Source organism: Pseudomonas sp. PS02288 (assembly GCF_029959715.1).
Classification (GTDB): Bacteria; Pseudomonadota; Gammaproteobacteria; order Pseudomonadales; family Pseudomonadaceae; genus Pseudomonas_O; species Pseudomonas_O kuykendallii.
Genome location: NZ_JASCPA010000010.1, coordinates 1 through 12,298 on the forward strand (window position 1 = coordinate 1; position 12,298 = coordinate 12,298).

10 protein-coding genes are annotated in these 12,298 nt (G+C 67.8%); 7 read left to right on the plus strand and 3 right to left on the minus strand.

All coding sequences use genetic code 11. From position 1 onward, the window contains the following. Nucleotides 1-209 precede the first annotated feature (209 nt). Nucleotides 210-1,121 (plus strand): SdiA-regulated domain-containing protein, encoded by a 912-nt coding sequence (locus QMX85_RS06215; RefSeq protein WP_282339284.1) that lies wholly within the window; start codon nucleotides 210-212, stop codon nucleotides 1,119-1,121. A 31-nt stretch (nucleotides 1,122-1,152) separates the two neighbouring features. On the opposite strand, the gene QMX85_RS06220 is transcribed toward QMX85_RS06215, so the two are convergent. Both QMX85_RS06220 and rpiA read right to left on the minus strand, forming a co-directional pair. Beyond that, entirely contained in the window at nucleotides 1,153-3,099 is a 1,947-nt protein-coding gene (locus tag QMX85_RS06220; RefSeq protein WP_282339285.1) for an autotransporter domain-containing protein, read from the minus strand. A 225-nt stretch (nucleotides 3,100-3,324) separates the two neighbouring features. Further along, nucleotides 3,325-3,996, minus strand: a complete 672-nt coding sequence (gene rpiA / locus QMX85_RS06225) for a ribose-5-phosphate isomerase RpiA (RefSeq protein ID WP_090224266.1) — start codon at nucleotides 3,994-3,996, stop codon at nucleotides 3,325-3,327. A gap of 120 nt (nucleotides 3,997-4,116) precedes the next feature. Between rpiA and ilvA the strand changes: the two genes are divergently transcribed. From ilvA to QMX85_RS06245, 4 genes are read left to right on the plus strand one after another with little or no spacing between them, the layout of a single operon-like run. Further along, a complete protein-coding gene (gene ilvA / locus QMX85_RS06230; protein WP_282339286.1) occupies nucleotides 4,117-5,652 on the plus strand; it encodes a threonine ammonia-lyase, biosynthetic in 1,536 nt (511 codons plus the stop codon). Nucleotides 5,653-5,655: 3 nt separating this feature from the next. Next, nucleotides 5,656-6,927: an SDR family oxidoreductase gene (locus QMX85_RS06235; protein ID WP_282339287.1), complete on the plus strand. Its 1,272-nt coding sequence runs from the start codon at nucleotides 5,656-5,658 to the stop codon at nucleotides 6,925-6,927. Continuing rightward, nucleotides 6,924-7,391 carry a DUF2269 domain-containing protein gene (locus tag QMX85_RS06240; protein WP_090224260.1) on the plus strand — a complete coding sequence of 156 codons (468 nt, stop codon included), beginning with the start codon at nucleotides 6,924-6,926 and terminating at the stop codon, nucleotides 7,389-7,391. Before QMX85_RS06235 ends, QMX85_RS06240 begins: the two co-directional genes overlap by 4 nt. Beyond that, nucleotides 7,391-8,617, plus strand: coding sequence for an MFS transporter (locus tag QMX85_RS06245; RefSeq protein ID WP_282339288.1), 1,227 nt, complete (start codon nucleotides 7,391-7,393; stop codon nucleotides 8,615-8,617). Before QMX85_RS06240 ends, QMX85_RS06245 begins: the two co-directional genes overlap by 1 nt. On the opposite strand, the gene QMX85_RS06250 is transcribed toward QMX85_RS06245, so the two are convergent. Beyond that, complete coding sequence (locus QMX85_RS06250; RefSeq protein ID WP_282339289.1) at nucleotides 8,604-9,257, minus strand: HAD family hydrolase; 654 nt, start codon at nucleotides 9,255-9,257, stop codon at nucleotides 8,604-8,606. The two genes, QMX85_RS06245 and QMX85_RS06250, sit on opposite strands and share 14 nt — an antisense overlap. A gap of 188 nt (nucleotides 9,258-9,445) precedes the next feature. Between QMX85_RS06250 and QMX85_RS06255 the strand changes: the two genes are divergently transcribed. Then, nucleotides 9,446-9,925 carry an RNA pyrophosphohydrolase gene (locus QMX85_RS06255; RefSeq protein WP_282339290.1) on the plus strand — a complete coding sequence of 160 codons (480 nt, stop codon included), beginning with the start codon at nucleotides 9,446-9,448 and terminating at the stop codon, nucleotides 9,923-9,925. A 21-nt stretch (nucleotides 9,926-9,946) separates the two neighbouring features. Continuing rightward, nucleotides 9,947-12,226: a phosphoenolpyruvate--protein phosphotransferase gene (gene ptsP, locus QMX85_RS06260; RefSeq protein WP_273234036.1), complete on the plus strand. Its 2,280-nt coding sequence runs from the start codon at nucleotides 9,947-9,949 to the stop codon at nucleotides 12,224-12,226. Nucleotides 12,227-12,298 lie beyond the last annotated feature (72 nt).

Genomic DNA, 12,298 nt, shown 5'->3' on the forward strand with positions numbered 1-12,298 from the left:
AAGCTGGAAGTGGGTGGCCGTGCGAGCTTCGACAGCCAGGTGCTTTGCCGCCCGGCGGCCCGCCGCGCGGCGGGCCACCGAGGGCGATGATCCGACGGGCTTTCGACGGCTTGGCGAAAGCCTCATCGGGCATCCTGCCGGGCGTTCAGCTCGGCGTAAGCTCCGCCTGATATCCCTGCGCCACCTTCCCCTTCCGAGTAGTAGTTTCGATGCGTGTCGCCCTGAATCCGAAAATACTCCTGGCCGCCTCGCTGGCCGTCCTGCTGGTGCTCAGCGGACAGTACTTCCGCCTGTTCGAGCGCGGCTGGTTCGCGCTCCAGGAATGGCGCCACGCCGATGCGTGGGAAGCGCGCTCGGTATGGCTGCCCGATTACCGGGTGACGCTGGACGGCCAGCCGATCGAAGGCCTCGACGAGGACCTCTCGGCGCTGACCTACGACCCGGACCGCAAGACGCTGTTCTCGGTGACCAACAAGCATCAGCGTCTGGTCGAGCTGTCGCTGGACGGGCGCCTGCTGCGCAGCGTCGAGCTGGTGGGTTTCAAGGACCCCGAGGCGGTCGAGTACATCGAACCCAACGTCTACGTGATCGCCGACGAGCGCCGCCAGCAACTGGTGCGCGTGCAACTGGACGAGGACACCCGCTCGGTCGACGCGAGCTCGGCGCAGAAGCTCTCCTTGGGGATCGGCACAAACGGCAACAAAGGCTTTGAGGGGCTCGGCTACGATACCGCGGGCAAGCGTCTGTTCGTCGCCAAGGAGCGCGATCCGGTGCGGATCTACGAGGTCCGCGGGTTCCCCTACGGCACGTCGCCGGAGTCGATCTCGGTGCACGTACTGGAGGATCGCAAGCGCGATGCCAGGCTGTTCGTGCGCGACCTTTCCAGTCTCGAGTACGACCGCCAGAGCGGCCATCTGCTGGTGCTCTCCGACGAGTCGCGGATGATCCTGGAGCTGGACGTGGAGGGCCGGCCGATCAGCAGCCTGTCGCTGCGCGCCGGGCAGAACGGCCTGGTGAAAAGCGTCCCGCAGGCCGAGGGTCTGGCGATGGACGACGAGGGCGCGTTGTACGTGGTCAGCGAGCCGAACCTCTTCTACAAGTTCGAGAAACCCGCCAGGTGAACGCCACGCCGTTGCGGCGTGGCGTCTTGCGTCAGAACTGCAGGCTGACCCCCAGCGAGTAGCCGGTCTGACTGCCTTCGCTGTGGCCGAAGCGGCTGTTCGCTTCGGCGAACACAGCGAACATCGGGTTGATCAGCAGGCGGCTGCCCAGTTGGGCGCGGCCGAAGCGGGTGTCCACGCTGCCGAGTTCGGCGACCCGCACCTGGCGATCGCCACGGCTGACCAGGTCGATGTCTTCGAGGCGACCGTCACCCAGTTCCTTGACCAGTGCCACGCTGCCGTAGGGCTGCAACTGCATGCCGTTGCCCAGCGCCAGGTTGCCGCGCAGGCGCCAGCCGAGGCTGGCTTCCAGCGAGTCGAAGGTCTGATCCTCGTAGCCGAGGGCGGTGCGCAGGTCTTCGCGTTCGTTGAAGCTGTCGATGCGGTAGTGGCTGTAGTCCAGGCCGGCGAAGGGGCCGCTGCGCAGTTCGCCGAAGCTGAAGTCGTAGCCGCCTTCGACGCGGGCGCTCCAGAACAGCGCGCTGGTGTCGCCGCTGAGTTCCTGGTCGAGGAGCACCGGGCCGCCTTCGCTCTGGATCTGCAGGTGGCGATCACTGTCGAAGCTGGCGTGACCCAGGCTGAGGTCGCCGGCCAGCCAGGCCGGGCCGCCGTCGTTGAACAGGGCGTAGACACCGGCCAGCCAGGTGTCGTTGTCCAGCTTGCCGCGATGCTCCAGCTCGTCGCGACCGTTCTGGTAGCTCAGGCTGGCGCCCAGGGTGAGGCTGTCGCTGAGCTGATAGTCGCCCAGCATGTACAGGCCGAAGCGACGGGCCTCCGGGTTCGGAGCCTTGTCGAAGCCCTGGTCGGGGGAGATTTCGCCGTCGGCACCGATCTCGCCGTCGAAGCTGCCGGTTTCGCGGCTCATGCTCTGCAGCGTCAGCCAGCGTCGTTCGTGCAGGCGGCTGAGGGTCTGGTGCTGGCGCTGCAGGTTGTCCTGCATGTTGCGCGCGACGGCGCCGCCGGACGCGGTGGAGGCCAGCAGGTCGGCGTTGGTCAGCTCCAGCACCAGGCGGCTGAGCAGGCGCGAGTAGTCGCGCAGGCGCTGCTCGATGCGCTCGGCGCCGAAGGCGTCGGTCAGCACGTCCTCGTTGTCCAGTGTCGGGTTGTGCCAGGTCGCGCCACCGGGAATCGCCGGGTTGGTGGTCTGCTCGTAGCCGTCCAGGTCGCCGATGTCCCAGTTGGTCGCCTCGACGTAGAGGATCGGCACGCCGAGGTCCTCGAAGGATTCGCCGTCGCTGCAGCAGCCCGTGCCAATTGGATATTCGTCGTTGAGACCGGGGTTGCTGTGCAGCTCGATGTTCAGCTCCTTCGCGATGCGAAAGGTCTGTTCGCGCCAGGCGGCCAACGCGGGGTTCTCCGCGCTGTTGATGCCGGCGTGGGCGTACATCATGTCGCCGGTGATCAGGCTGTCGAGGTTGATCATGCCGAGCATGTTGGCGCGCTGGGTGGCGTCCAGCGAGGCGACGTAGGCGGCGGAGCCGCGCAGGCCTTCTTCCTCGGCGCCGAAGCCGACGATCTGCACGCCGTTCTCCATCTTCAGGCCGCCGAGGTTGCGCGCGATCTCGGTGAGTACCGCGGCACCGGAGCCATTGTCGTCCAGGCCTTGCAGGGTGGGCCTGCCATAGTAGGTATCGAAGTGGGCGCCGATGACCACATAACGGTCGGTGGTGCCGGCGGCGGAGGCGATGACGTTCTGCGACGCGCGGGTGCCGTTGGACCAGGTGAAATTCTGCCGGCTCAGGGTGTAGCTGTTGCCCATCTGCGCCGCCATCCAGTCCGCGGCGCCGGCGAAGTTGGCGGTCCCCCGATAGCGACCCGGATAGTCGTTGATCAGGGTGTCGAGTGTAGTGGCGGCATGCTCGCCGTACTCGTATGCGCCTGCCCAGTTGGGCAGCAGTGCACTGGCCAGGGCCAGGCTCAGAATCGAAAGCTTTGACACGAGACGCTCCTGCGGTTTGTTTTTTGGCGTGGAGCCGTTTGCAGGATGTGCGCCTTAACCTGGCACGAACGTCAGGTTGGCGCCTGACTGTATGGATGAGTCGCCTTTGTACACGCTTGTATCAGGCGATTTACATTTGGCTTTCAGGCCCGTTCCAGAGCCATAAAAAAAGCGCACCGGGCAGGTGCGCTTCGCCTGGCGGCAGAAACGGCCGGGCGGCCGCCCTCAGCGGGTCAGCGTCTGCACGCCGTCGGCGGTGCCGAGCAACAGCAGGTCGGCGGGGCGCGCGGCGAACAGGCCGTTGGTGACCACGCCGACGATGTTGTTGAGGTCTTCCTCGAGCGCCATCGGACTGTCGATGCGCAGGTTGTGCACGTCGAGGATGATGTTGCCGTTGTCGGTCAGCACGCCCTCGCGGTACACCGGATCGCCGCCGAGTTTGACGATCTGCCGGGCGACGTGGCTGCGCGCCATGGGGATCACCTCCACGGGCAGCGGGAAGCCGCCGAGCAGCGGCACGCGTTTGCTGCCATCGGCGATGCAGATGAAGGTGCGCGCCACCGCGGCGACGATCTTCTCGCGGGTCAGCGCGGCGCCACCGCCCTTGATCAGCTCCAGGCGGTCGTTGGCTTCGTCGGCGCCGTCGACGTAGAACTCAAGGTCGCTGACCGTGTTCAGCTCGTAGACCGGAATCCCGTGGCCCTTGAGGCGCGCGGCGGTGGCTTCGGAGCTGGCCACGGCGCCGTCGAACTCCATCTTGTGCCGGGCCAGCGCGTCGATGAAGCAGTTGGCGGTGGAGCCGGTGCCGACGCCGACGATGCTCTTGGCGTCGAGTTTGGGGAGAATGAAGTCGACCGCGGCCTGTGCCACCGCCTGCTTGAGTTGGTCCTGGGTCATGTCCGTTTCCGCGCCGCTGGGGCTTTCAAAAGACACCATTATAGCCGTGCGAACCGCCAAAACCGCGCATTCGTTGTGGTCCGTGGCGGAACGGCTGGAGTAGACTTCCGGGTCCCCGAAGTGCCCGCCAGTGAAGCCGTGATGCTCGAACAGTACGTCAAGAAGATCCTCAGCTCGCGCGTCTACGACGTCGCCGTGGAAACCCCGCTGCAGCCCGCCAGGCAGCTCAGTGAGCGCCTGGGCAACCAGATTCTGCTCAAGCGTGAAGACCTGCAGCCGGTGTATTCCTTCAAGGTGCGGGGTGCCTACAACAAGCTGGCGCAGCTGTCCGCCGAGGAACTGGCGCGCGGCGTGGTCACCGCCTCGGCCGGCAACCACGCGCAGGGCCTGGCGCTGGCTGCCCGCGAGCTGGGCATCGAGGCGACCATCGTCATGCCGCGCACCACGCCCGAGCTGAAGGTGCAGGGCGTGCGCGCCCGCGGCGGCAAGGTGGTGCTGCACGGCGACGCGTTCCCCGAGGCGCTGGCGCATTCGCTGAAACTGGTCGAGGAAAAGGGCTACGTCTACATCCACCCGTACGACGACCCGCACGTGATCGCCGGTCAGGGCACCGTGGCGATGGAAATCCTCCGCCAGTACCAGGGCCCGCTGGATGCCGTGTTCGTTCCGGTCGGCGGCGGCGGCCTGATTTCCGGGATCGCCGCCTACATCAAGTACCTGCGCCCGCAGACCAAGGTCATCGGCGTCGAGCCGGACGACTCCAATTGCCTGCAGCAGGCGCTGGCCGCCGGCGAGCGCGTCGTGCTGCCGCAGGTCGGACTGTTCGCCGACGGTGTCGCCGTGGCGCAGATCGGCCTGCACAACTTCGAGATTTGCCGGCATTACGTCGACGAAGTGATCACCGTCAGCACCGACGAAATCTGCGCGGCGATCAAGGATATCTACGACGACACCCGCTCGATCACCGAGCCTGCCGGCGCGCTGGGCGTGGCCGGGATCAAGAAGTACGTCGAGCGCGACGGCGTGCGCGGGCAGACACTGGTGGCGATCGACTCCGGCGCCAACGTCAACTTCGACCGCCTGCGCCACGTCGCCGAGCGCGCGGAGCTGGGCGAGAAGCGCGAGGCGATCATCGCCGTGACCATCCCCGAGCAGCCCGGCAGCTTCAAGGCCTTCTGCGAGGCGATCGGCAAGCGCCAGATCACCGAATTCAACTACCGCTACCACAGCGCGCGCGAGGCGCAGATATTCGTCGGCGTGCAGACCCACCCGGAGAACGACCCGCGCGCGGCGCTGGTGGAAAACCTCCGTGGCCAGGGCTTCCCGGTGCTCGACCTGACCGACAACGAGCTGGCCAAGCTGCATATCCGCCACATGGTCGGCGGCCACAGCGCGCAGGTCGACGACGAGATGGTGCTGCGCTTCGAGTTCCCCGAGCGGCCGGGCGCGCTGTTCAACTTCCTCAACAAGCTCGGCGGGCGCTGGAACATCTCGATGTTCCATTACCGCAACCATGGCGCCGCCGACGGTCGCGTACTGGCCGCGCTGCAGGTGCCGCCGGAGGAGCGTCACCAGGTGCCGGCCGCTCTGGAAGCCATCGGCTATCCCTACTGGGACGAGACCGAGAACCCCGCCTACAAACTGTTCCTCGGCTGACCGATGCGCATCCTGTTGGTGGGCGCGGGCGGTTTCATCGGCCGTCACCTGCTGACGGCCCTGCAGGCGGGCGGCCATGAAGTGGTCGCCACCTCGCGCTCGGGCAGGGGCGCCGAGCTGCCGGGCGTAATCTGGCGCGCGCTGGACCTCGCCACGCTGGCGGACGACCCCACGGCGTTCGGCTGGCCGGAGCAGGTCGAGCTGCTGATCAACGCCGCCGGGCTGCTCGATACCGACGCCGAACACCTCGACCGCGTGCAGCACCGCGGTACCCGCGCGCTCTTCGATCTCGCCGCGCAATGGCCGGTGAAGGTCATCCACATTTCTGCATTGGGCGCCGGCAGCCAGCGCGACGTGCCCTTTCTGGCGAGCAAGGCCATCGCCGACGACCACCTGCTCGAACTCGGCGTGCCGGCCGTGGTGCTGCGCCCGTCGTTGGTACTCGGCCAGGGCAGCGCCAGCAGCGCCTGGCTCGGGCGCCTGTCGGTGTGGCCGCTGGCGCCGCTGCTGGATACCCGCGCGCAGCTGCAGCCGTTGCACATCGACGATCTGGTAGGCGCCGTGCTGGCGCTGCTGCGGCACTGGCCGGAGGAATCCTGCGTGCTGCCGGTGGTGGGCGGCGAGCCGATGACCCAGGCCGAGATCGTCCAGTTGCTGCGTCGCCAGCAGGGCCGCGGGCGCGCGCTGACCTTCGCGCTGCCGGGCTGGCTGGCGGCGATCGGCGCCTTCCTCGGCGACACCTTCGGCTGGCGCGCGCTGAATTCGCAGACGCGCACGCTGGCGCGGCGCGACAACATCGCCTCCGGCGAGCCGCTGCAGGATGCCTGCGGCTACCGCGTGGCGCCCTTGCGCGCGCGCCTGCACGAGTGGCCGGACGCCCGCAGCACCGCCAGCGATGCCCTGCGCCCGTTGCTGCTGGCGACCCTGCTGCTGGTCTGGCTGGGCACCGCCTACGTCTGCCTCGGGCCGGGCTTCAACTGGGGCCTGAGCATCCTCGCCGAGGCCGGCGTGCGCGGCGAGGGCGCGGCCTGGGTGGTTCGCGTCGGTGCCGTCTGCGACGCGCTGCTCGGCCTCGGCCTGCTCAGCCGCCGCTGGCGCAAGCCGGCCCTGCGCGCGCAGCTGGCGCTGATGCTCGGCTACAGCCTGATCCTCACGGCGATCCTGCCGTACTACTGGTTCGATCCATTCGCCGCGCTGGGCAAGAATCTGGTCCTGATGGTCGCCACGCTCTGGCTGTTGTGGACCGAGGCTGGAGCTGGACAAATGCGCCGATGAGCTTCTACCTGACCCTCAAGACGCTGCACATCCTCTCGTCCACGGTCCTCTTCGGCACCGGCCTGGGTTCGGCCTACTACAGCCTGCGCGCCTGGCTCAGCGGCCGCGTCGAGGTGATCGCGGTGACCTTCCGCCACCTGGTCTTCGCCGACTGGGTGTTCACCGCCACCGCGGCGGTGTTCCAGCCGCTTTCCGGGCTGGGTCTGGCGCACCTGGCCGGCTTCGATATCACCCAGCCGTGGCTGCTCTGGAGCCTGGGGCTCTACGTGTTCGCCGGCGCCTGCTGGCTTCCGGTGGTCTGGCTGCAGATCCGCATCCATCGCCTCGCCGAGGACGCGCTGCGCGACGGCACGCCCATCGCGCCGGTCGCCGCGCGCTACATGCGCCTGTGGTTCATCCTCGGCTGGCCGGCGTTCGCGGCTTTTCTGATCATCTTCCATCTCATGGTGAACAAGGGCTTTTGATGACGCAGGCAGCCAGAAAAGCCCCCTCCGCCGTCGTCGTCGTGGCGCTGGTGACCGCCCTCTGTCTGACCGGCGACTCGATGCTCTATATCGCCCTGCCGATCTACTGGCGCGAGGCGGGGCTGGATTCGCTCTGGCAGGTCGGCGTGCTGCTGTCGGTGAACCGGCTGGTGCGCCTGCCGTTCAACCCGCTGATCGGCGCGCTGTACCGGCGCATCTCGCTGAAGACCGGGCTGCTGCTGGCGGTTGTTCTCGGCGTCATCACCACGCTCGGCTACGCGCTGGCCAGCAGCTTCGTCGCCTGGCTGGCTCTGCGGGCGCTGTGGGGCGTGGCCTGGTCGTTTTTCCGCATCGGCGGCATGTCGACGGTGGTCTACAGCGCGGCCGAGGGCGGTCGCGGGCGGGCGATGGGGCTGTACAACGGACTGTACCGGCTCGGCAGCCTCGGCGGCATGCTGATCGGCGGGTTGCTGGTGCCGCGCTACGGATTGCCGGCGCTGGCCGCCGGTTTCGGCATCGCCTCGCTGCTCGGCATCCCGCTGTTGCTGATGGGCTTCCGGCTGCCGCCGGGCCACGAGCAGGCGGCGTCCGCTGCCGCGGTGGTGACGCAGGGCGAGCCGCTGCTCGGACGCTTCTGGAACCGCGTGGTACTCAGTGGCTTCTGCATCGCGCTGCTGATACAGGGCGTGCTTGCCGCGACGCTCAGCGCCCTGATCGAGCATTACTACGGCGCCCGCATCGACCTGTTCGGCCTGTTGCTCAGCGTCACCGCGCTGTCCGGGCTGCTGCAGGCGGCGCGCTGGAGCTGGGAAACCTGGCTGGGTGGCCGCATCGGTCACTGGAGCGATGGCGCGCGCGGCCGCCTGCCGCTGCTGATCGGCACGCTGGTGCTGGGCGCGCTGGGGTTCGCCGGGCTCGGCAGCGGCTTGCCGATGGGCCTGTGGCTGCCGACCTGCCTGCTGGTGATGCTGCTGTGCACCGCGCTGACCACGCTCAACGATGCGCTGGCGGCGGATGCCGCCCGGCGCGGCGACGTGGTGCGGGCGATGACGCGCTACTCCGTGGCCCAGGATCTGGGCGCCGCGCTGGGGCCGGTGCTGGCGTTCCTGCTGGTGGCGCTGCCCGGCGGTTTCATCTGGCTGTACGGCGGCGGCGGGCTGATGCTCGCCGTGCTGGCCGGATTGTGGTGGCGCAACCGGGGCGCGGCGCCGCTTAGCGCAGCGTGATGACCGGCCAGCCGCGGCGCTCGGCCTCTGCGCGCAGGGTCGGGTCGGGGTCGACGGCGACCGGGCGGGTGACCTGTTCGAGCAGCGGCAGGTCGTTCATCGAGTCGCTGTAGAAGGCGCTGTCGGAGAGATCCAGGCCGTTCTCCGCGAGCCAGCGGTTCAGCCGCGTGACCTTGCCTTCCTTGAAGCAGGGCACGTCGGTGGTGCGCCCGGTGTAGCGCCCGTCGGCCATCTCGCACTCGGTGGCGAGCAGCGTCTCCACGCCCAGGCGCGCGGCGATGGGCTGGGTGACGAAGCGGTTGGTGGCGGTGATGATCAGCAGCTTGTCGCCGGCCGCGCGGTGCTCGGCGAGCAGCGCTTCGCCCCTGGGCAGGATGATCGGCTCGATGCATTCCTTCATGAACTCCAGGTGCCAGTCGGCCAGTTGCCGCATCTCGCTGCGGCCAAGGATTTCCAGGCTGAAGTTGAGGTACGCCTGGATGTCCAGCTTGCCGGCCAGGTAGTCCTGGTAGAAGGCGTCGTTGCGCGCCTTGTAGGCGACGCCGTCGAGGATGCCGCGGGCGCACAGCCAGTCGCCCCAGGCGTGGTCGCTGTCGCCGCCCAGGAGGGTGTTGTCGAGATCGAATAGGGCCAGGCGCACGGTGAACCTCTCTTGGCGAAAAGCCCGCAGCATAGCGAAAAAGCCCCGCGCGCTGCAGGTACGCCGGCATTTGCGGCATGCCGCGACGGCGATTTCGGCCAATCTCCGCGCGCAGGCGCCAGCCGCCTTTCGGCCGCGTGCCCTTTTATGGAACAATGCCGAAACATGCGTTTACGAGGTTGTTCGCCGTGATCGATCCTGATGGTTTCCGCCCCAATGTCGGCATCATCCTGACCAATGATGTCGGGCAGGTGCTCTGGGCGCGTCGCATCAATCAGGATTCCTGGCAGTTCCCTCAAGGCGGTATCAACGACCGCGAAACCCCCGAAGAAGCGCTTTTTCGCGAGTTGACCGAGGAAGTCGGTCTCGAGGAGCAGGATGTGCGCATCCTCGCCTGCACCCGCGGCTGGTTGCGCTACCGCCTGCCCCAGCGCCTGGTGCGCACCAACAGCCAGCCGCTGTGCATCGGCCAGAAACAGAAATGGTTCCTCCTGCGCCTGACCGGCTCGGAGGAGCGGGTGCGCATGGACCTGACCGGCAAGCCAGAGTTCGACGGCTGGCGCTGGGTCAGTTACTGGTATCCGCTGGGCCAGGTGGTGACCTTCAAGCGCGAGGTTTACCGCCGGGCCCTGAAAGAACTCGCCCCACGCCTGCTGGCGCGGGACTGACCACCGACCTAGAGCCGAGCCATGCTCAACGTGCTGCGTAAGATCGTCCAGGAAGTGAATGCCGCCAAGGACCTCAAGGCGGCGTTGGGCATCATCGTGTTGCGGGTCAAGGAGGCCATGGGCAGCCACGTTTGCTCGGTCTACCTGCTCGATCCGGACACCAACCGCTTCGTGCTGATGGCTACCGAGGGCCTCAACAAGCGCTCCATCGGCAAGGTCAGCATGGCGCCGAACGAAGGCCTGGTCGGCCTGGTCGGCACCCGCGAAGAACCGCTCAACCTGGAAAACGCCTCCGATCACCCGCGCTACCGCTACTTCGCCGAGACCGGCGAGGAGCGCTACGCCTCCTTCCTCGGCGCGCCGATCATCCACCACCGCCGGGTGATGGGCGTTCTGGTGATCCAGCAGAAGGAAAACCGCCAGTTCGACGAGGGCGAGGAAGCCTTCCTGGTGACCATGAGCGCGCAGCTCGCCGGCGTCATCGCCCACGCCGAGGCCACCGGTTCGATCCGCGGCCTGGGCCGCCAGGGCAAGGGCATCCAGGAGGCGCGCTTCGTCGGCGTGCCCGGCGCGCCCGGCGCGGCGGTCGGTACCGCGGTGGTGGTGCTGCCGCCGGCGGACCTCGAAGTGGTGCCGGACAAACCGATCAAGGACATCGAGGCCGAGGTCGAGCGCTTCAAGGCGGCGCTCGAGGGCGTGCGCCAGGACATGCGCGAGCTCTCCAGCAAGCTCGCCAGCCAGCTGCGCAAGGAAGAGCGCGCGCTGTTCGACGTCTACCTGATGATGCTCGACGACGCCTCCATCGGCCTGGAAGTGAAGCGCGTGATTCGCACCGGCCAGTGGGCCCAGGGCGCGCTGCGCCAGGTGGTGATGGAGCATGTCAAGCGCTTCGAGCTGATGGACGATCACTACCTGCGCGAGCGCGCCTCCGACGTGCGCGACATCGGCCGCCGCCTGCTCGCCTACCTGCAGGAAGAGCGCAAGCAGAACCTGGTCTACGACGACAACACCATCCTGGTCAGCGAGGAATTGTCGCCGGCGATGCTCGGCGAAGTGCCGCAGGGCAAGCTGGTCGGCCTGGTCTCGGTGCAGGGCTCGGGCAACTCCCACGTGGCGATCCTCGCCCGCGCCATGGGCATTCCCACGGTGATGGGCGTGGTCGACCTGCCGTACTCCAAGGTCGACGGCATCCAGCTGATCGTCGACGGCTACCACGGCGAGGTCTTCACCAACCCCAGCGAAATCCTCCGCCGGCAGTACGCCGAGGTGGTCGAGGAGGAGCGCCAGCTGACCCAGGGCCTGGACGCGCTGCGCGCGCTGCCGTGCGAGACGCTGGACGGTCATCGCATGCCGCTGTGGGTCAACACCGGCCTGCTCGCCGACGTGGTGCGCGCGCAGGAGCGCGGCGCCGAGGGCGTCGGCCTGTACCGCAGCGAAGTGCCGTTCATGAACGGCCAGCGCTTCCCCAGCGAGAAGGAACAGCTGGCGATCTACCGCGAGCAGCTCGCCGCCTTTCACCCGCTGCCGGTGACCATGCGTACCCTGGACATCGGCGGCGACAAGGCGCTGTCGTATTTCCCGATCAAGGAAAGCAACCCGTTCCTCGGCTGGCGCGGCATCCGCGTCACCCTCGATCACCCGGAAATCTTCTTGGTTCAGGCGCGCGCCATGCTCAAGGCCAGCGAGGGGCTGAACAACCTGCGCATCCTGCTGCCGATGATTTCCGGCATCCACGAACTGGAAGAGGCGCTGCACCTGATCCACCGCGCCTGGGGCGAGGTGCGCGACGAGGGCACCGACGTGCCGCTGCCGCCGGTGGGCGTGATGATCGAGATCCCCGCGGCGGTCTACCAGACCCGCGATCTGGCGCGGCAGGTGGACTTCCTTTCGGTCGGCTCCAACGACCTGACCCAGTACCTGCTGGCGGTGGACCGCAACAACCCGCGGGTCGCCGACCTCTACGACTACCTGCACCCCGCGGTGCTGCAGGCGCTGCAGCACGTGGTCCGCGACGCGCATGCCGAGGGCAAGCCGGTGAGCATCTGCGGCGAGATGGCCGGCGATCCTTCCGCCGCCGTACTGCTGCTGGCGATGGGCTTCGACAGCCTGTCGATGAACGCCACCAACCTGCCCAAGGTGAAGTGGCTGCTGCGGCAGATAAGCCTGAGCAAGGCGAAGGAATTGCTGACGCAACTGATGACCATCGACAACCCGCAGGTCATCCACAGCACGCTGCATCTGGCGTTGCGCAACCTTGGCCTGGGCCGCGTGATCAACCCGGCGGCGAGCGTCCAGTCCTGAGTCGGCCGGCGCCTCGTCGCCGTTTCCCCGGTTCGTTGCTCCGGCGCCGATGCGAGTTGTTCGCAGCGGCAC

Bases quoted from the DNA above. Each gene is read 5' to 3' on its own strand.
- QMX85_RS06215 (WP_282339284.1), top strand. From the start codon at position 210: ATGCGTGTCGCCCTGAATCCGAAAATACTCCTGGCCGCCTCGCTGGCC.
- rpiA (WP_090224266.1), bottom strand. From the start codon at position 3,996: ATGACCCAGGACCAACTCAAGCAGGCGGTGGCACAGGCCGCGGTCGAC.
- QMX85_RS06235 (WP_282339287.1), top strand. From the start codon at position 5,656: ATGCGCATCCTGTTGGTGGGCGCGGGCGGTTTCATCGGCCGTCACCTG.
- QMX85_RS06240 (WP_090224260.1), top strand. From the start codon at position 6,924: ATGAGCTTCTACCTGACCCTCAAGACGCTGCACATCCTCTCGTCCACG.
- QMX85_RS06245 (WP_282339288.1), top strand. From the start codon at position 7,391: ATGACGCAGGCAGCCAGAAAAGCCCCCTCCGCCGTCGTCGTCGTGGCG.
- ptsP (WP_273234036.1), top strand. From the start codon at position 9,947: ATGCTCAACGTGCTGCGTAAGATCGTCCAGGAAGTGAATGCCGCCAAG.